Raw genomic sequence first — 18,565 nt, forward strand, 5'->3', positions numbered from 1 at the left:
GGACTCAACCTAGCGGGTTTCCGTCCCGCCGTCAGACTTCCGACTGCACGCGTGGACTTCCGTCAGCTCACCTCGGTGAGGGCATCGGTGACCGCACGGCGAAGCGCGTCCGGATTGGGCCCGGCGCCCATGATGCCGCGGCTCGAAGTGGGCAGGACGCGATCGGTCGCGGAGCCGAACAACGCAGTGAGCCCGTCGATGGTGCCGCCCTGGGCGCCGATGCCCGGCACCAGGATCGAGCCGGTGAAGCGGGTGAGATCGACGTCGAGGCCGGGCAGCGTACCCCCGATCACCAACCCGAACGGTCCCGGGTCACGACCGGCATTGGCGGCGTTGACCTCGTCGACCATCAGCTGTGCCACACTCCGCCCACCGGCATCGGCCAGTTGGACCTGGCTGCCTTCCGGATTCGACGTGCGGCACAGCACATAAAGCCCGCGACCGGTGGCCTCAGCCAGTTGGATCGCGGGCGTCAGCGACCCGAACCCGAGATAGGGGCTCACCGTGAGGGCGTCGGCGGCGAGCGGGGAGTCGTTCGACAGGTACGCCCGCGCGTAGCCGGCCATCGTCGAACCGATGTCACCGCGTTTGGCGTCCATGATCACCATGGCACCGGCCTTGTCTGCGGCGGCAAGGAAGCGTTCGAGGACCCCGATGCCGGCCGAGCCGAACGCCTCGAACAGGGCACTCTGGGGTTTGAAAACTGCCACTAGGTCGCCGAGGGCGTCGACCATGCCGCGCACACACTCCGCCAGCCCCGCGACATCGGCGGTGAGCCCCCAGTCCTGCAGCAGTTGTGGATGTGGGTCGACTCCGACGCACAGCCGTCCGCGGGTGGCGAGCTGCTCGGCGAGGCGCGGTCCGAAATCGGTCATCAGCGGGCCCTCTCGTTGATCTCATTGACCAGTGCGGGACCGCGATAGACATAGCCGGTGTAGAGCTGGATCAGCGCCGCCCCCGCGTCCATCATCGCCAATGCGTCATCGCCGCTCATGATGCCCCCCACGCCGATGATCGGGAGCTCTGTGCGGGCGGCGAGCCAACCGACCACCTCTCGAGCTCGCGCGGTCAGCGGGGCACCTGACAGACCGCCCGCTTCGTCGGCGAGGGCCCGGTCCGCGCCGACCAGTCCGTCGCGGGACAGGGTGGTGTTGGTCGCGATCAGGCCGCCGGCGCCGGCGGCGGTGCAGACCGACAGCACGTCCTCGAGCGCGTCGAACGTGAGGTCCGGGGCCACCTTGACGAACACAGGCACCGGGTCGGTGGCATCGAAACTCCGCGCCGCCGTCACGAGGGCGGCCACCAGTTGCTGCAGTGCGTCCGCGTCCTGGAGGCTCCGCAGCCCGGGGGTGTTCGGGCTCGAGACGTTCACCGCGACATAGTCGGCGTGCGGGGCCAGCAGCCCGAACGAGGTCAGGTAGTCACCGGTCGCCTCGGCGAGTGGAGTCACCTTGGATTTCCCGAGCGAGATGCCGATCGGGATCCCGGCCGCTCGGTTCCCCCGGCGCACGCCCGCGCGCTCGAGCGTGGCCGCCAGCGCGGCAGCACCGGGGTTGTTGAAGCCCATCCGGTTGATGATCCCGCGGGATTCCCGCGCCCGGAACAGTCGAGGCTGGTCGTTGCCCGGCTGCGCGTGCGCGGTCACCGTGCCCAGCTCGACGTGGGAGAAGCCCAGCGCGCCCCAGGCGTGGACGCCGACACCGAACTTGTCGAGCCCCGCGGCCAGGCCGACCGGGCCGGGGAAGTCGATGCCGGCAACGCGCCTGGAGGTGCCGCGGACGTGCAGGCCGGCGGCAGCGGCACGGAGCGGGCGTACGCGCGCGAGGGTCTGCGCGGCAGCCAGCGTCCGCTCGTGGGCGACCTCGGGGTCGCCGCCGCCAAGCCGGAACAGCACAGGTCGCAGCAGCCGTCCATAGCCCGCGGCCAGAACACGGGTCCGAAGACCAGCGGTCACGCCCCGCCCCCGATGTGCTCGGCCCAGTCCTGCAGGGACATCACATCGACGTCGCCGGCGATCAGAGCCTCGATCCCCTGGACCGCCGCGGACAGGCCTTGGACGGTGGTGATGCAGGGGATGTCGTGCCGGACCGCAGCGGTCCGGATCTCATAGCCGTCCGCCCGCGGTGCGCCGTCGGCCGAGCTCGCACCGTGCGGAGTGTTGAAGATCAGGTCGACGTCGCCCGCTTCGATCAACTGCACGATGGTGGGCTCACCGTCGGGCCCGGGCCCCTGGGTGTGCTTGCGGACCGGGGTGACCGGGACGCCATTGCGCTTCAGCGCTGTGGCGGTGCCGGACGTCGCCAGCAGCTCGAAGCCCATGTCATGCAGCTTCTTGATCGGGAAGATCGCGTGCCGCTTGTCCCGGTTCGCCGCCGACACGAAGATGCGGCCCTCCTTGGGGAGGTTGCCGTACGCCGCCGCCTGACTCTTCGCGAACGCCACGCCGAAGTTCGACGCGAGACCCATCACCTCGCCGGTCGACTTCATCTCCGGCCCGAGGATCGTGTCGACAGACACGCCCTCCGTGGTCCGGAAGCGGTTGAACGGCATCACGGCTTCCTTCACCGCGAGGGGGGCGCCGTTGCTGATATCGGCCCCGTCCCCGCCGGACCGCAACATGCCTTCGGCCCGCAACTCCGCGATCGTGGCGCCCAGCATGATCCGTGCCGCCGCCTTCGCGAGCTGGGTCGCGGTGGCCTTCGACACGAACGGCACCGTGCGGGAGGCGCGGGGGTTGGCCTCCAGGACATACAGCGTGTCGCCGGCCAGGGCGTACTGGATGTTGAGCAGTCCCCGCACGCCCACACCGCGCGCGATCGCCTCGGTCGACTCGCGGATCTTGTTGATGATCTTGTCGCCCAGCGTGAGCGCCGGCAAGGCGCAGGCGGAATCGCCCGAGTGCACGCCCGCCTCCTCGATGTGCTCCATGATCCCGCCGAGATAGAGCTCGTGGCCGTCATACAGGGCATCGACGTCAATCTCCACCGCGTCGTCGAGGAAGCGGTCCACCAGGACCGGGTGCTCGGGTGAGATCTGGGTGGCACGTTCGATGTACGCCGCCAGCGCCACGTCGTCATAGACGATCTCCATGCCGCGACCGCCCAGCACATAGGAAGGGCGCACCAGGACGGGATAGCCGATCTCGGTGGCGATGCGCTTGGCTTCGGCGAAGGAGTACGCCATCCCGTGCTTCGGTGCCGGCAGATTGGCCTCCGCCAGGACTCGGCCGAACGCACCGCGCTCCTCCGCGAGATCGATCGCCTCCGGGCTGGTGCCCACGATGGGCACACCCGCGTCCTTCAGCGCCTGCGCCAGCTTGAGCGGGGTCTGCCCGCCCAACTGCACAATGACACCGGCGATCGGACCGGCCTGCTGCTCCGCATGCACGATCTCGAGGACGTCCTCCAGGGTGAGCGGCTCGAAATAGAGCCGGTCGGAGGTGTCGTAGTCGGTCGACACAGTCTCGGGGTTGCAGTTGACCATGATGGTCTCGAACCCGGCGTCCTGCAGCGTCATGGCTGCGTGCACGCAGGAATAGTCGAACTCGATGCCCTGACCGATCCGGTTCGGCCCGGAGCCGAGGATGATGACCGCCGGCTTCTCCCGCGGCATGACCTCGGTCTCGGAGTCATAGGACGAGTAGTGGTAGGGCGTCTTGGCCGCGAACTCGGCCGCGCAGGTGTCCACCGTCTTGAACACGGGGCGCACGCCCAGCGCCCAGCGAACACCTCGCACGACGTCCACCGACATGTGGCGGGCCGCCGCGATCTGCTCGTCGGAAAAGCCGTGCCGCTTGGCGGTGCGGAGGAGGTCGGTGGTGAGCTCGGGTGCGTCCAGCAGCTCGTCGGCGATCTCGGTGAGCAGGACCAACTGGTCGATGAACCACGGATCGATCTTGGTCGCCTCGAACACCTGCTCCGGCGTCGCGCCGGCCATCAGCAACTGGAACACCACCTGCAGGCGGCCGTCGTGCGGACGGGCCGCGGAGGTGAGCAGTTCGTCGATCCACTCGGTCAGGGTCCCGGCCTCCTGCCGGGCCTCCGTTTCGCGGCGCGCAGCGGCGAAGTCGAACCGGGCCCGGGGATCCTCGAGCGAGCGGAGCGCCTTGCCGAGCGCCTCGGTGAAGTTGCGGCCGAGCGCCATGGCCTCACCGACGGACTTCATGTGTGTGGTGAGGGTGTCGTCGGCGTGCGGGAACTTCTCGAACGCGAAGCGCGGCACCTTCACCACGACATAGTCGAGGGCCGGCTCGAAGCTCGCCGGGGTCTCCTCGGTGATGTCGTTCCGGATCTCGTCGAGCGTGTACCCGATGGCGACCTTCGCCGCGATCTTGGCGATCGGGAAACCGGTCGCCTTGGAGGCCAGCGCCGAGGACCGCGACACGCGTGGGTTCATCTCGATCACGATCATGCGTCCGTCGGCCGGGTTGACCGCGAACTGGATGTTGCAGCCGCCGGTGTCCACGCCCACGGCGCGGATGATGCCGATGCCGACGTCACGCATCCGCTGATATTCGCGGTCGGTGAGCGTCATGGCGGGGGCCACCGTGATCGAGTCGCCGGTGTGCACGCCCATCGGATCGAAGTTCTCGATCGAGCAGACGATGACGACGTTGTCGGCCTTGTCGCGCATCACCTCCAGCTCGTATTCCTTCCACCCGAGGATCGATTCCTCGATCAGGACCTCGGTGACCGGGCTTGCGGCGAGACCGTTGCCTGCGATGTGGCGGAGTTGCGCCTCGTCGTACGCAAACCCCGAACCCACCCCGCCCATCGTGAAGGACGGCCGGATGACGACCGGATAGCCCAGATCGTCCGCCGCCGCGATGACCTCGTCCATCGTGTGGCAGATGTGCGACTTCGCGACCTCCGCCGGACCGCCCGGAACCTCGAGCTGCTGGACGATCTCCTTGAACTCCTCGCGGTTCTCACCGCGCTGGATGGCCTCGATCGAAGCGCCGATGAGCTCGACGCCGTATTTCTCCAGCACCCCGTTCTCGTGCAGGGACACGGCGGCGTTCAACGCGGTCTGGCCACCGAGAGTCGCGAGGAGGGCGTCGGGCCGCTCCTTGGCGATGACCCGCTCGACGAACTCCGGGGTGATGGGCTCGACATAGGTCGCGTCCGCGAACTCCGGGTCCGTCATGATCGTCGCCGGGTTGGAGTTGACCAGGACGACCCGGAACCCCTCTTCGCGCAGGACACGGCATGCCTGCGTACCCGAATAGTCGAACTCGCAGGCCTGTCCGATCACGATCGGCCCGGAGCCGATCACCATGATGGACTTGATGTCTGTGCGCCGAGGCATCAGGCGTCCTTCCCGTTCTGCATGACGTCAACGAAGCGGTCGAAGAGATAGCTGGAGTCGTGGGGACCCGCGGCTGCCTCGGGGTGGTATTGGACGGAGAACGACTTCAGGGTGCCCTGGTCGTCGCGCAACTCCAGGCCCTCGACGACGTTGTCGTTCAGCCCGACGTGACTGACCCTGGCGGTGCCCCACTTGGTCGGGACGTCCGTGTCCAGTGGCGCGTCCACGGCGAAGCCATGATTGTGAGCGGTGATTTCCACCCGCCGATCGTTGAGATCCATCACCGGCTGGTTGACGCCGCGGTGGCCATATTTCAACTTGTAGGTCCCGAAGCCCAACGCCCGGCCGAAGATCTGGTTGCCGAAGCAGATGCCGAAATAGGGCAGGCCCGCATCGAGCACGGCGGTCAGCAGCGCGACCGCGTCGTCGGCGGCGGCAGGGTCGCCCGGGCCATTGGAGAAGAAGACCCCGTCGGGGTTGAGGGCCCGGATCTCGTCGATGGTCGTCGAGGCGGGCAGCACGTGGACCTCGCAGCCACGTTCGGCCATCCGGAAGGGGGTCATCGACTTGATGCCCAGATCGATCGCGGCGACGGTGAAGCGCTTGTCCCCTTCGGGGCCGATGACATAGGGCTCCGCGGTGGTGACTTCGGCGACCAGGTCGGCACCGGTCATCGGGGGCTGCTCGAGCACGCGGGCGAGCAGCGCCCGTGGGTCGGTCTCGACCGTGGAGATGCCCACCCGCATCGTGCCGCGCTCGCGGAGGTGCCGGGTGAGCGCCCGGGTGTCGATTCCCTGGATGCCGACGATGCCCTGCTCGGTCAGCTCGGCATCGAGCGACTTGGTGGAGCGCCAGCTGGAGAAGACGCGCGCGGCGTCCCGAACCACATAACCGGCCACCCAGATCTTCGCGGACTCGTCGTCCTCCTCGTTCCAGCCGGTGTTGCCGATATGGGGCGAGGTCTGGATCACGACCTGACGGCGATAGCTCGGGTCGGTGAGCGTTTCCTGATAGCCGCCCATCGCGGTGACGAACACCGCCTCACCGAAGGTCTCCCCCGCCGCACCATAACTGTGGCCGCGATAGGTGGTGCCGTCTTCGAGCACCAGCAGGGCAGGGCTCAGGGACTGGGAATCTGACATGTGTGTGACCGTCCTTTCCTGCCTCACGGGACAGGACTTAAAGGTTGGTGGTTGTCCGCGCGAAACTATCAGGGGCTGCGCATCGCCCCCGCCACGTCTCGTCACCGGTCGACGGCTGCCACAGCCTGTCGATCATAGCCGTGCGCGCCCCGGGTGACAGTCCACGACCGTCAGCGACGGGTGTGATGGATCTCATGTCCGCCCGGAAACGGAATGACCGGGCCGCTCCCGAAGGAACGACCCGGCCAGCGGCTGGTCCAGCGACCGTACGCCGCAGAATTACCTCAACCCAACCTCACGCACCTTGCCGGCGGGGCCCAGCACGTCCGTCGTCACATAGGCCGTGTTGCCCCTGATCGCGATCCCATAGGGAGCGGTCAGGTTCTCGGCGACGGCCGGATGCCCGGCGGCTGGGGCGGTCTCACCCGGGATCACGCGGCGAACGGATCCGACCGGCAGGGCCCCGGGCGGGAGCGAATAGAAGCCGGCGTCCGACAGTTGCACGGCAAACAACGTGTTGCCTCGGAAATCGAGGCTGGTGACGTTGGTCAGACCGGTGGCATAGACGGAACGCTCGCCGCTCCGGGTCACCCGATAGATGGTCGAGGCGCCGGCAGGAGCCGGAAAGCCGTTGAGTTCGGAGACGTAGTAGGCCCCGTCCGGCCCCTTCACCACATCGGTGGGCACCGACTGGAAGGGAATCCTGGTGTTGGGATCCCACGGCAGTGGCGCAGTGCGGTCACCCGGGAACACGGCGATCGTCCGCTCGCCACGCTTGCCCACCTGCACGAGGTCGTTGCCACCCGCATCGACGACGGCCCAGTTGTGCGCGTCCTGGGCGAGAATGCCCGTCGGGTTGGAATCCGGGCCCGGCACACCGTCCGGATTGTGTGCCTGCTCATAGGCCGCGAGGTCTGCCGCCGTGCTGAGCGTCCCGCCGAGCCGCCCGACCTGCAGGGTTCCGAGGGTGCGGGCCGCCTCGCCGAACCCTGATCGGAACGCCGTGTCCCCGCCCAGCCCCAGCAAAATCGCCACATTGTTGCCGCGGACATCGACATCCGCCGGGCCGGTGGCACCGATCGACGGCAGACCGGTCACCACCTGCCGCTGGCGGGCACCGTCGATCTCGGTGATCGCTCCCGTCAGCCCGAAGCAGGCGGGCCCCTCCGCGCCCTCCTGGCAGGGCCCCTCCCCGCCGAGCCCGGACTCGGCGACATAGATCCGGTTCCCCGGGCCGACGGACAGCTGACGGGGATTGTGCAGACCATCAGCGATGACGCCGTCGGCATCCGGCTGTGTCGGCGCCGCATGGGCCCACTGGACCGGGGACAGGGTGGCGGCCAGTGCCGCGACGGTGGCGGCTGCGAGCGCGAGCCGGGTCGGACGGTGCATGGTTCCTCCTGGGAAGCTCCGGCTTCATTGCCGGGAAGTGGCTGCCGGCCGCGACGCGGCCTTGTCCAACGTCCCAGAGACCCAGGTCACACCCATATGATTATTAGAGAATAATTCCAAGTGACTTTCCTGAGAATCTCTCACCACCTCACGGGCCCGGTCTCACGCCCTTCCTTCAGCCGCTTCGCCCGAGGATCCGACGGAATCGCTCCCCCCTCGGCGCGTGTGCCCCGATCAGGCCCTGCGCCGCGATGTGGCCAGAACCGCCGCCCAACCCGGGTCCGGGATGAGTCGATGCCCCGATGTGCCACAACCCCGGCACACTCGTGCGGTGCCGCGCAGTCGTCGGCCCGGGCCGCCACAGCAGGTTCTGATCGAGCTCTGCAGATCCCGCATAGGGATCGCCCCGTCCGGCGTTCGGATTCCACGCCTCGAGGTCGGTCGGCGCGAGTGCGACGACCTTGCGCACGGCCGCACGCACCCCCGGGGCATGCTCCTCCACCACCTCCAGCACCCGATCGACGTACCCGTCCACCAACTCCCCCGTCCACCCACCGCGGGTGTCGAGCCGTCCGGCGGCATCGCCGACCGGGGCGTACGGGACTTCCTGCAACTGCAACCACAGCTGACCGGAACCCGCCGGCACCCGCTCGGGATCGAGCAGGAACTGCTGCCCGACAGCAACGGTCGGTCGCCTCGGGAGGAGGCCCGCGCTCGCCTCCGCGCACGCGACGCCCGTCGAACCGGACCCGGTCGACAGGTGCACCAACGGCGCCCCGGCCAGGCTGCGTTCGCTCCATTCGAGCGGGCGATCGAGGGTGACGTGGATCTGCATGGCGCCGCGGCCGAAGCGGTACGCGGACGCCTCCGCCCGTTCGGTCTCGCGGCCCGGTCCCGGAAGCAGCCGGTTCCAGAGCACATCCGGTGTGACCGAGGCCAGCACCGCGCGCGTGGCCGTGATCCGCGCCTGACCGGCCAACACACCGACCACCCGGTTCCCCTCGAGGATGAGCCGATCGACCGTGGTTCCCGTGCGGATCTCGACCCCGCGTTCACGAAGCAGTCCCTCGAACGCCGCGACGAACCGCCCGGCGCCGCCGGCGACGACAGGCAGGCCGGCCCCGTGCATCGTGGCCGCGAGCAGCGGCATCATGAGCCCGCCGGAGGCCGAGTCCGGGTTGAGTCCGGCATGCAGCAACCACGGCGCCCACACTTGATCGACCTCGGTGCCGACGAAGTGCGTCGCGGACCAGTTGCGGCCCGACATCGCGGTGTCCCGGCCCCAGGCCTCGAGACCGCGTCGGCCGCCTCTGCGCAGCAGCTTGAGCACGGGCGCCATGGCCGCCGGCGACCGCAACTCGATGCCCAGCAAGGCACCGATCGCATCCAGATCACCGCCGAGCCGGTCGAGCGCCGCCAGATAGGCCGCTCCGTCCTCTTCACGGGCAAAGCCGGCGGCCGTCGCGGCCGGGTCACGGTGGGCCACCGCGACGGAGTCCGGGCCGATCGATCCGGTGAGGACGCCGTCGGTGTTGCGGTATTCGAGTCCGTGGCGGGCCAGGTCCGCGCCCAGATCGGCGAACGCCGCCCCGATGTGCAGCAGCGGGTGCCAACTCGAGAACGTGTCGTGCACGAATCCCGGCTCGACGATCTCGCCGGAGGCAATGAAGCCACCGATGCGGTCGTGGCTGTCGACCAGGCAGACCCGCCAGCCGGCGCCGGCCAGTTCAGCGGCAGCCACCATGCCGTTGATGCCGGCGCCGACGACGATTGCGTCGAAGCTCACGACTGACCCGCGCTCGCGACCTTGCCCGCCTTGGCCGCCGAACGCTCCGTGAAGCCGTCGGTGTCCCGCTCCACGAGTCGGCGTCCGGTGCGGCGTTCATGGCGCTCGATCAACTGCTGCGGGATCGAGCGATAGTCGCTGGCTTCCGTCGTCGTCATCCACTGTTCCGCCTTCTTGGCGGGCGAGACGTCGAGACCGATGTCGGACAGGATCTCGTCGATGTTGTGCATCGAGAACGGAATGATGTTGGTGCCGCGGGCGTGATGCCCCTCGGTCCGCTCCTCCATCCACCGCAACTTCTCGGCCACCCGCCGGCGCCGGACGTCGACGCTGGGGAGGTTGAGTTCGTCCATGAGGTACGCGCCGATCCAGATCGCGGCGGCCTCCGCGCTGAGCGGCGAATAGAACGACGAGTTGTAGCCACAGAACGCGAGACCCCGCACCTCGTGGGGAAGGATCTGGCGATAGAGCTCGAAGTTGCCGCGCTCGTCGGTGATCCGGTCCTGCAACTCGGCCGACAGGAACGGCACCTCCTGCCGGAAGCCGGTGGCACACACGATGACCTCGGCGGGGATGACGTCGCCGTTGTTGAGGCGTGCGGCCGGCTTGCCGTCGAGCGTCGTGAGCTCGCTGATGAGCGTGTCCCGGACGACCTTGAGCTCACCGGTCGCAACCTTTTCGAAGAAGCCCTCAGTGACCAGGGACACGGTGGAGCGTGCGATGCGCTCGAAGCCGCCGTCCGGCACCAGCCCGAGCTTGTCCAGCCCGAGTTGCTTGGTCGCCATGGCCTGGACGCTGCCGAGCATGGACTTGGTCACGCCCTTGCCGCGACCGTGCATGAACCGCTCGACGCCCCTGACGTGCTGATATTCGAAGAGCCCCTCCCCCATCCGCGTCAGCATGAGGTGCTTGAAGTTGAGCATGCCCATGAGCATCCGGGGCATCTTCCACAGCAGCTGACGCGCCACCACGATGGTGGTGGCCGCGCCCTCGGACAGCGACACCGCGACGTCGCAGGCCGACTTCCCATAGCCGACGACCACGAGTTCCTTGTCTGCCACGACACTCAGGTCATGGACCTCGCTCGGCGCGAGCACTTGGCCGCCGGCCGCCTCGAACTCGGCCCGCCCCGGCCAGTTCGGGATGAACGGCACCGAGAAGATGCCGTTGGCGACGACCAGGAAGTCGAATTCCTCAGCCTGCTCGGCACCGGCCGGCGCGCCCTGTTCGTCGACGGGCCGCGTCGTGACGGTCCAGCGCACGTCGCCGTTCAGCAGTTCTTGGTCCGCGTGGACGACCTCGGTGGCGAGGCGCAAGTGTGGTTCGAGCCCGAACATGCTGGCGTACCCCGCCATATAGGCCTGGACCTGAGCCCCGCTCGGCCACTCGGGATAGCTGTCGGGCATCTTGAGGTCGGAGAGATAATAGGTGCCCTTGTTGTTCTGCGTGCAGAGCCCGGGATACCGCCGCGTGCGGCTCCAGACACCGCCAACGTCGGGACACTTCTCGAAGATGGTGACGTCGTGGCCGAATTCCTTCAGATGCTTGCCTGCGGCGAGGCCGGCGAAGCCGGCGCCGATGATCGCGATCTTCATGGTGGTCCTCTTCATTCGCTGAGTTTGGGGATGGCGGGCACGGCCTGTTCCGGGCCCATGGCGGAATAGCCGCCGTCGGCGGCCCAGTCGGCACCCGTGACGACGGAGGCGGCGTCGGACGCGAGGAAGGCGACGACGCGGCCGACCTCGACGGGGTCACCGACGCGGCCGGTCAGGTGGAAGGGCGCCGCGACGCGATCGGTCTTGTCCCGGTCACCGCCGGAGAGGGCGTCCATGACCTTCGACCACGTCCAACCCGGGCTGACCGAATTGACCCGGATCCCGTCGGCCGCGAAATCCATGGCCATCGAGCGGGTGACCTGCACGAGGGTGGCCTTGCAGGCGGGATAGACCCAGCGGCCGGTCTGGGCAACCGAGCTCGAGATCGACGTGAAGTTGACGATCGCGCCGTGGCCGGACGCGGCGAGCTTCGCACGAGCCGCGAGGGCGAGTTGCAAGGCCGACACGACGTTCACGTTGAACGCGGTCAACCAGTCCTGCCGGGTCGTGGCGGCGCCGTCGTCGAGATAGGTGCAGGCGAGGTTCACGAGGATGTCGAGGGCCGGCAGGTCGTCGAGCAGGCCGGCGACGGCAGTGTCGTCGGTGATGTCGAGTTCGACGAACCGTACGCCCAGTTCGTCGACCAGCGGCTGTGCGCCCTCGGCATCGATGTCGACGACGATGACCTTCGCGCCGCGGTCGTGCAACGCCCGCACGACACCGTGGCCGACCAGCGTGGCTCCGCCGGTGACGATGGCCGTCCGGCCGGCCAGGGACGCCGGATCAAGAGTCAGTTCACTGTTCATGGTGCCCGACGCTAAGCACCGCCTTGCCGGGCGGCTATCCGAATTGCGTCATAGATAGCGTTTTCTTGTCGACGGTCTCGCAAGTGCAATATCGAGGATCTAGAGTGGTCCTCAACGCACACCGCCGTGCCCGAAGGAGAACCGATGAGCGACAGCGCGATCCAGCGCGAAGCGACCGACGCACTCCGCCGGGGCATGCAGACGCGCGACGTCGACATCGCCCGCAAGGAGATCGGGCGGCTGTTCTGCCCGCATCAGTTGCGCCCGTCCGCGCAGGGGCTCGACGTTCGGGTGCGCGCCCATCACGCCGGGCCGATCGCCCTCGTCGGGTTGGACTATGGCCACCGGGTCCGGATCACCCCCGGCGAACTGAGAACCTTCTATCTGATCCAGGTGCCGCTGGCCGGGTCGACGCAGATCGGGCTCGGCAAGGAGCGCCTCGTGTCCACGCCGTCGGTGGCGGCGGTGCTGTCCCCGAACGAGCCGGTCGACATGCTGTGGTCGGAGTCCGCGCCGCACCTGCTGTGCCGCATCGAACGCCGCGCGCTGCACGAGGAGCTCCAAATGCTGACCGGTGAGGTGCCCAGTGCACCGATCCGGTTCCAGGCCGCGATGCCGCTCACCGCACCGGGCGTCCGCACGTGGCTGGACGGACTCCGCACCGTCTGGCATCAACTGCAGGGGCAGGCGCCCCGGACCGCCGACTGGCATCGCAGCGTCCTCACCACCCTTCTGCTGACGCAGCCCCACAACCACAGCGCGCTGCTGCAGGCCCGCGCCGGGGACGCGAGCGCCGTGCGCCGAGCGGTCGCATTCATGGAGCAGCGGCTCGGCGGATCCGTGAACGTGCCGGAGGTCGCGGCGGCGGTGGGGGTGGGCGTACGCGGCCTCCAACGCGCGTTCCGCGCCGAGTTGGACACCACCCCGGCCGCGTGGCTCAAGCGCCGCCGACTGAGCCTGGCTCGAGAACGTCTCCTCGCGGCCGAACCGGGCTCCACGACCGTCACCGTGCTTGCCGGCCAGTGCGGCATCACCCACCTCGGCCGGTTCGCGGCCGATTATCAGACGATGTTCGGCGAACACCCGTCGGACTCTCTTGCCCGCCCGGCCGAACCGGTCCGGGTCTGACTCCCGATCCGCAAAGGAACACCATGTCCGTTCTGTCCCAGCTCGCCGATGCCCTCAACAACGGTTCGATCGAGATCATCGACCTCACCACCCCGCTGTCGTCGGAGACCCCGATTCTCCAGCTGCCGCCGCAGTTCGGTCAGACGTGGCCTTTCGAGCTCGAGGTGATCAGCGACTGCGATGAGAAGGGCCCGGGCTGGTATTGGAACAACTTCCGCACCGGCGAGCACACCGGCACCCACTTCGACGCCCCGAACCACTGGATCAGCGGTCGCGACCTCGAGGACATCGCGTCCGTCGCGCCCACCAAGATGATCCGGCCGCTGGTGGTCATCGACGTGGTGGCAGAGGTCGAGAAGGACGTGGATTTCCTGCTGACGGTGGACCACATCAAGGCGTGGGAGGCCGAGAACGGACCGCTGCCGGAGGGCGGGTGGCTGATCGTGCGGACAGGCTGGGCACCGCGCACCTACAACCAGGACGAGGCTCTCGGCAACTCCGAAACCGGTCCGCACTCCCCTGGCATGACCGTCGAGTGCGCCAAGTGGCTTGCGGAGGAGGCCCCGATCATCGGCGTCGGCGTTGAAACTGTCGGCACCGATGCGGGCATCGCCCACTCGATGGATCCGCAGTTCCCGTGTCACCACTTGATGCTGGGCGCGGGAAAGTACGGCGTCACGCAGCTCAAGAACGTCGACAAGCTGCCCACGACCGGCGCCATGATCGTCGCCACCCCGCTGCCCATCGTCAACGGTTCGGGCTCGCCCGCGCGCGTGCTGGCGCTCGTCGAACGCTGACCGCGGGTTGCCCCGCCTCAGTCGTCGGCGGAGGTGTCCTGTGCCGGCGGCTGACTGCGGGCGGGCATCCGCGCGATCTTGGCGAGGAGCCCGTTGACGAAGACCGGGGAGTCGTCGGTCGACAACTCATCGACGAGCGCAACCGCCTCAGCGATCGCGACCTCGTCCGGCACGTCGGTGCGGTCGATCTCGAACACCCCGATGCGGACCGCAGCGCGATCGACGCGCGGCATGCGCAGCACGGTCCAACCGGGCGCGAGCGCAACCTGGATCCGCTCATCGATGTCGGCCAAGTGTTCGACCACCCCGTGCACGAGTTCCTGGGTGAACAGGCGCACGGGCGGGGCAGCGTCCTCCTGGTGGCGTTGCGACCGCTCGATCAGCACCTCCAGAGGGCTGAGCCTGCGCACCTCGGCCTCGAAGAGAATGTCCAGCGCGCGCTTGCGGGCCTTGGACCGGGTCGACAGCTGCCGCGGAGGCTTCTGATCCTTGGCCGGTCCGATGAGCTGCAGCTCAGCGGGGTCGAAATTGGACATCAGTTGGTGACGCGGCCGAGATAATCGCCGGTCCGGGTGTCGACCTTGACCTTTTCGCCCTGGGACAGGAACAGCGGCACCTGGATCTGCTTGCCGGTCTCCACCGTCGCGGGCTTGGTGCCACCGGTCGAGCGATCGCCCTGGAGGCCTGGCTCCGTATAGGTGATCACCAGTTCCACCGACGCCGGCAGCTCGATGAACAGCGGGTTGCCCTGATGGGTCGCGACGGTCGCCATCTGCTCTTCGAGCATGTAGTCCTTGGCATCACCCACGATGTCGTCCGGAATGACGATCTGGTCATAGGTGGTCATGTCCATGAACACGAAGCCGGTGCCGTCGTGATACAGGTACTGCATCTCGCTGCGGTCCACCGTCGCGGTGTCGACCTTGGTATCGGAGTTGAACGTCTTGTCGACCGTCTTGCCGGTGAGCACGTTCTTGATCTTGGTGCGGACGACAGCGTTGCCCTTGCCCGGCTTGTGGTGCTGGAACCACAGCACCTGCCAGAGCTGACCGTCCAGGTCGAGGACCATGCCGTTCTTGATGTCGTTCGTCGAAGCCACTGTCTGCCTTTCCGCGGATTGCCGACTGCCCAGTCTAGCCGTCTCGGGCGGGGCGATAGTTTCGCTCCATGACGGACACCCCCCTGGTCGAGCGGCTGCGCGGCTTCACGACGACGATCTTCTCCGAGATGTCCCAGCTCGCGACCCAGCACGACGCGATCAACCTCGGGCAGGGGTTCCCGGACACCGCCGGTCCCCAGGAGGTCTTGGACGAGGCCGTGCGCGCACTTCGCGCCGGCCGCAACCAGTACCCGCCGGGTCACGGGATCCCGGAGTTGCGGCGAGCGATCGCGGAGCATCAGCGGACGTTCTATGACCTTGAGCTCGATCCGTTGCGCGAGGTGATGGTCAGCGCCGGCGCCACCGAGGCGATGTCCGCCGCGATCCTCGCGCTGTGCGAGGTCGGTGCCGAGGTGGTCGCGCTGGAGCCGAGCTACGACTGCTACGCGGGTGCGGTGGCCATGGCGGGCGGGCGGTTTCGGCAGGTACGCCTCCACGAACCCACCTATTCTCTCGATCTTGCCGAACTTGAGGCGGCACTGACTCCGCGTACGCGGATCATCATCGTCAACTCACCGCATAATCCGACCGGACACGTGCTGACGCGCGACGAGCTGCACGGCATCGCCGAACTCGCGAGCCGGCACGACCTGATCGTGCTCACCGACGAGGTCTATGAGCACATGGTGTTCGACGACCACCGCCACATCCCAATCGCAACGCTGCCGGGGATGTTCGACCGCACGGTGACGATCTCCTCGGCGGGCAAGACGTTCTCGGTGACAGGCTGGAAGATCGGCTGGCTGACCGCGCCAGCGAAGTTCATCGACGCGATCCACACGACGAAGCAGAACATGACCTACGCGAACGGCACACCCTTCCAGCACGGGGTCACCGCTGGCCTGGGGCTGCCGCCGGAGCGATTCCGGGCGATCGGCATCGGCTATCAGCGGCTGCGGGACATCCTTGCCGAGGGGCTGACGGAAGCGGGTTTCGACGTTCACCCCGTGGGCGGGACGTTCTTCATGATGGCCGATATCTCGCCGTTGAATTTCGATGGTGACGGCTATGAGTTCTGCCGTCGGCTCCCGGAATGGACCGGCGTAGCGGCCATTCCGGCACAGGTGTTCTATGGTGAGCCGCAGACCGCGCGGAACCTGGTCCGGTTCTGTTTCGGCAAGCGTCCCGAGGTGCTCGCCGAAGCTGCCGCACGGCTCGCACGCATCTGTCGAGCCTGACCGAAGGCCTTCCGCGCGCACCCCCCGGAACGACCCGTCGCACGACCGCGACAACCCTTCGCACGTGGCGTCACCCCGCGCCCGACACAGAAAGCTGACCCTCCGATGACCGAGCCCTCAGACATCACGCGCGCCCTGCGCGCCGGCATCGGCACGGACACCTCCGCGGGTGCCGTGATCCCGCCGATCCATCTCAGCACGACCTATACGTTCGCCGGGTTCAACGAACCCCGCGCCCACGATTACGCCCGGGCGACCAACCCGACCCGCGAGCTGCTGGCCGATGCCATCGTCACCCTCGAGGGCGGCGCCGGCGGCATCGTGTGCGCGTCGGGCATGGGAGCGATCACCACCGTGCTCCTGGCCATGCTGAAGGTCGGCGACTCGATCGCGATCCCCCACGACTGCTACGGCGGCTCGTGGCGGCTGTTCCACCGCATGGCGGAGCGCGGCAACTTCACCGTCCACACGATCGACTTCACCGACACCGAGACCGCTTGCGAATCGATTCGCCGCCTGGCCCCGACAGTCGTCTGGCTGGAGACCCCGTCGAACCCGCTGCTGCGGATCACCGACCTCGAGCCGATCATCGCAACCTCGCAGGAGGTGGGCGCCAAGACCGTCGTCGACAACACGTTCCTAACACCGGTGCTGCAGCGACCGCTGGCCATGGGTGCCGACATCGTCGTGCATTCGACGACCAAATATCTGAACGGCCACTCGGATGTGATCGGCGGCGCCGTGGTGGCGCGTAGGGCCGAGGACGCGGAGCTCTGCGATTTCTGGGCCAAGACCGCGGGCACGATGGGCACCGCGTTCGACTCGTGGCTGGTGCTGCGGGGCATGCGGACGCTGCCGGTGCGGATGCGAGCTCACGAGGCAGGCGCCTCGGCAGTCGCAGCTGCGCTGCGCGAACACCCGGCCGTCCGGACCGTGCACTATCCCGGCCTGCCGGACCATCCCGGACACGAGATCGCGGCCCGCCAGCAGGGTGGGTTCGGCGGCATGGTCTCGTTCGAACTCTTCGGTGAGGCCGAGGTGCGCGCCTTTATTGACGGACTCCAATGCTTCTCGCTCGCCGAGTCCCTCGGTGGCACCGAGTCACTCGTGTCCCATCCGGTCACGATGACCCATGCCTCGATGAGCCCGGAGGCCCTCGCCAAGGCGGGGCTGTCCGGCGGCCTGTTGCGCCTGTCGGTCGGACTGGAGGACCCGGCGGACCTCATCGCGGACCTGCAGGCCGGGCTGGAGCGCGTCACCGGTCTGTGACGGCGTCGGCGATGTTACGCCGCCAGGAACTGGTTCATGACGACCTTGTCGGCCAGGGCAGTGCGAACCCCGTCCGGGCGCGAAAATCCGCTGCTGTGGCGTACGCGGTTTGGGTGCCGCGCCGGGTGACGGAGTCAGCGGCGTACGCGGTCGCGAGCTCGATCGAACGCCGGACGTCCCCGGTGTGCACGAGGCAATGGGCCAAGCAACCGATAAACGCATCCCCGGCGCCGGTGGTGTCGACCGGCTCGACCGACCGGGCCGGAAACCGAACGCTGTGGTCGTCGTTCACCCACAACACCCCTTCTCCGCCGAGAGTCACAATGACGTTTGCGATGCCGCAGGCGAGCAGCGCGCCGGCGGATGCCTCGACTTCGTGTCCCGAGTCCTGACCCACTGGGCGGCCGCGCCGGAGCCGCGTCAGTGCCTGGAGCTCACCCACGTTGGGGACCAGATAGTCAACGTTGGCGATCCTTTCCAAGTCGAGTTCGGGTGGCACCGGCGCCGGATTGAGCAGGACGGGAATCCCCGCCTCGGCGCCCAGTTGGACCGCGCGATAGACGGTCTCCAACGGGATCTCCAGTTGGAGCACGAGGAGTCGGCAGCGCGCAATCGCCTCAGCTGCCCTGTCGATATCGGCGACTGAGAGGTGGGCGTTCGCGCCGGCGACGATCAGGATGGAATTTTCACCGTCCGGGCCGACCAGAATGGGCGCCACCCCGGACGTTGTGTCGGTGCGGCTCACGAAGTGCGTCTCGATACCGTTCTCGAGGAAGTTGCGCAGGCTGAGCTCGGCGAACGGGTCGTTGCCAATCCTGGTCACGAACAGCACCTCGGAACCGAGGCGGGTCGCGGCTACTGCCTGATTGGCACCCTTGCCCCCGCAGCCCAGCGCGAAGTCGCGCGCAGGCAGCGTTTCGCCCGGGACGGGCATCCGATCGATATAGGTGACCAGATCGACATTGGTCGAGCCGACAACAGCAATGTCCATGGCGCCCATCGTGAC

The 18,565-nt window shown here is 68.0% G+C and carries 15 protein-coding genes; 4 read left to right on the forward strand and 11 right to left on the reverse strand.

Annotated elements, in window-relative coordinates; all coding sequences use genetic code 11:
* Positions 1-62: 62 nt before the first annotated feature.
* From pyrF to ACQ260_RS02220, 8 genes are all read right to left on the reverse strand, one after another.
* Positions 63-875, reverse strand: a complete 813-nt coding sequence (gene pyrF / locus ACQ260_RS02185) for an orotidine-5'-phosphate decarboxylase (RefSeq protein ID WP_432557756.1) — start codon at positions 873-875, stop codon at positions 63-65.
* A complete protein-coding gene (locus ACQ260_RS02190; protein ID WP_432557757.1) occupies positions 875-1,954 on the reverse strand; it encodes a quinone-dependent dihydroorotate dehydrogenase in 1,080 nt (359 codons plus the stop codon). The genes pyrF and ACQ260_RS02190 overlap by 1 nt, the downstream gene beginning before the upstream one ends.
* Entirely contained in the window at positions 1,951-5,307 is a 3,357-nt protein-coding gene (gene carB, locus ACQ260_RS02195; protein ID WP_432557758.1) for a carbamoyl-phosphate synthase large subunit, read from the reverse strand. The genes ACQ260_RS02190 and carB overlap by 4 nt, the downstream gene beginning before the upstream one ends.
* On the reverse strand, positions 5,307-6,449 hold the full coding sequence (carA, locus tag ACQ260_RS02200) for a glutamine-hydrolyzing carbamoyl-phosphate synthase small subunit (protein ID WP_432557759.1): 1,143 nt from the start codon (positions 6,447-6,449) through the stop codon (positions 5,307-5,309). Before carA ends, carB begins: the two co-directional genes overlap by 1 nt.
* A gap of 279 nt (positions 6,450-6,728) precedes the next feature.
* Complete coding sequence (locus ACQ260_RS02205) at positions 6,729-7,841, reverse strand: ScyD/ScyE family protein (RefSeq protein WP_432557760.1); 1,113 nt, start codon at positions 7,839-7,841, stop codon at positions 6,729-6,731.
* A 175-nt stretch (positions 7,842-8,016) separates the two neighbouring features.
* Entirely contained in the window at positions 8,017-9,627 is a 1,611-nt protein-coding gene (locus tag ACQ260_RS02210; protein ID WP_432557761.1) for a phytoene desaturase family protein, read from the reverse strand.
* Positions 9,624-11,237: a flavin-containing monooxygenase gene (locus tag ACQ260_RS02215; protein ID WP_432557762.1), complete on the reverse strand. Its 1,614-nt coding sequence runs from the start codon at positions 11,235-11,237 to the stop codon at positions 9,624-9,626. The genes ACQ260_RS02210 and ACQ260_RS02215 overlap by 4 nt, the downstream gene beginning before the upstream one ends.
* The gene (locus ACQ260_RS02220; RefSeq protein ID WP_432557763.1) at positions 11,234-12,028 is read right to left on the reverse strand and encodes an SDR family oxidoreductase; all 795 of its coding nucleotides are present in this window, start codon (positions 12,026-12,028) and stop codon (positions 11,234-11,236) included. Before ACQ260_RS02220 ends, ACQ260_RS02215 begins: the two co-directional genes overlap by 4 nt.
* A 144-nt stretch (positions 12,029-12,172) precedes the next feature.
* Between ACQ260_RS02220 and ACQ260_RS02225 the strand changes: the two genes are divergently transcribed.
* Both ACQ260_RS02225 and ACQ260_RS02230 read left to right on the forward strand, forming a co-directional pair.
* Entirely contained in the window at positions 12,173-13,156 is a 984-nt protein-coding gene (locus tag ACQ260_RS02225) for an AraC family transcriptional regulator (RefSeq protein ID WP_432557764.1), read from the forward strand.
* A gap of 23 nt (positions 13,157-13,179) precedes the next feature.
* Positions 13,180-13,953 carry a cyclase family protein gene (locus tag ACQ260_RS02230; RefSeq protein WP_432557765.1) on the forward strand — a complete coding sequence of 258 codons (774 nt, stop codon included), beginning with the start codon at positions 13,180-13,182 and terminating at the stop codon, positions 13,951-13,953.
* Positions 13,954-13,970: 17 nt separating this feature from the next.
* Here ACQ260_RS02230 and nusB read toward each other — a convergent pair whose 3' ends face one another.
* Positions 13,971-14,489 carry a transcription antitermination factor NusB gene (gene nusB, locus ACQ260_RS02235; RefSeq protein ID WP_432557766.1) on the reverse strand — a complete coding sequence of 173 codons (519 nt, stop codon included), beginning with the start codon at positions 14,487-14,489 and terminating at the stop codon, positions 13,971-13,973.
* Positions 14,489-15,052, reverse strand: a complete 564-nt coding sequence (gene efp, locus ACQ260_RS02240) for an elongation factor P (protein WP_432557767.1) — start codon at positions 15,050-15,052, stop codon at positions 14,489-14,491. Before efp ends, nusB begins: the two co-directional genes overlap by 1 nt.
* 68 nt (positions 15,053-15,120) lie before the next feature.
* Between efp and ACQ260_RS02245 the strand changes: the two genes are divergently transcribed.
* Together ACQ260_RS02245 and metB are read left to right on the forward strand one after the other, a co-directional pair.
* Positions 15,121-16,290, forward strand: coding sequence for an aminotransferase class I/II-fold pyridoxal phosphate-dependent enzyme (locus tag ACQ260_RS02245; RefSeq protein WP_432557768.1), 1,170 nt, complete (start codon positions 15,121-15,123; stop codon positions 16,288-16,290).
* 105 nt (positions 16,291-16,395) lie between these two features.
* Positions 16,396-17,559, forward strand: coding sequence for a cystathionine gamma-synthase (metB, locus tag ACQ260_RS02250; RefSeq protein WP_432557769.1), 1,164 nt, complete (start codon positions 16,396-16,398; stop codon positions 17,557-17,559).
* Positions 17,560-17,593: 34 nt separating this feature from the next.
* Here the strand turns inward: metB and rbsK are convergent, their stop codons facing one another.
* Positions 17,594-18,550: a ribokinase gene (rbsK, locus tag ACQ260_RS02255; RefSeq protein ID WP_432557770.1), complete on the reverse strand. Its 957-nt coding sequence runs from the start codon at positions 18,548-18,550 to the stop codon at positions 17,594-17,596.
* Between the last annotated feature and the right edge of the window lie 15 nt (positions 18,551-18,565).

This window comes from Ammonicoccus luteus (assembly GCF_050880385.1).
GTDB lineage: Bacteria > Actinomycetota > Actinomycetes > Propionibacteriales > Propionibacteriaceae > Enemella.

Coding starts and splice junctions, on each gene's coding strand:
- pyrF (WP_432557756.1), bottom strand. CDS start 875: ATGACCGATTTCGGACCGCGCCTCGCCGAGCAGCTCGCCACCCGCGGA.
- carB (WP_432557758.1), bottom strand. CDS start 5,307: ATGCCTCGGCGCACAGACATCAAGTCCATCATGGTGATCGGCTCCGGG.
- carA (WP_432557759.1), bottom strand. CDS start 6,449: ATGTCAGATTCCCAGTCCCTGAGCCCTGCCCTGCTGGTGCTCGAAGAC.
- ACQ260_RS02205 (WP_432557760.1), bottom strand. CDS start 7,841: ATGCACCGTCCGACCCGGCTCGCGCTCGCAGCCGCCACCGTCGCGGCA.
- ACQ260_RS02215 (WP_432557762.1), bottom strand. CDS start 11,237: ATGAAGAGGACCACCATGAAGATCGCGATCATCGGCGCCGGCTTCGCC.
- ACQ260_RS02220 (WP_432557763.1), bottom strand. CDS start 12,028: ATGAACAGTGAACTGACTCTTGATCCGGCGTCCCTGGCCGGCCGGACG.
- ACQ260_RS02225 (WP_432557764.1), top strand. CDS start 12,173: ATGAGCGACAGCGCGATCCAGCGCGAAGCGACCGACGCACTCCGCCGG.
- ACQ260_RS02230 (WP_432557765.1), top strand. CDS start 13,180: ATGTCCGTTCTGTCCCAGCTCGCCGATGCCCTCAACAACGGTTCGATC.
- nusB (WP_432557766.1), bottom strand. CDS start 14,489: ATGTCCAATTTCGACCCCGCTGAGCTGCAGCTCATCGGACCGGCCAAG.
- ACQ260_RS02245 (WP_432557768.1), top strand. CDS start 15,121: ATGACGGACACCCCCCTGGTCGAGCGGCTGCGCGGCTTCACGACGACG.
- metB (WP_432557769.1), top strand. CDS start 16,396: ATGACCGAGCCCTCAGACATCACGCGCGCCCTGCGCGCCGGCATCGGC.
- rbsK (WP_432557770.1), bottom strand. CDS start 18,550: ATGGACATTGCTGTTGTCGGCTCGACCAATGTCGATCTGGTCACCTAT.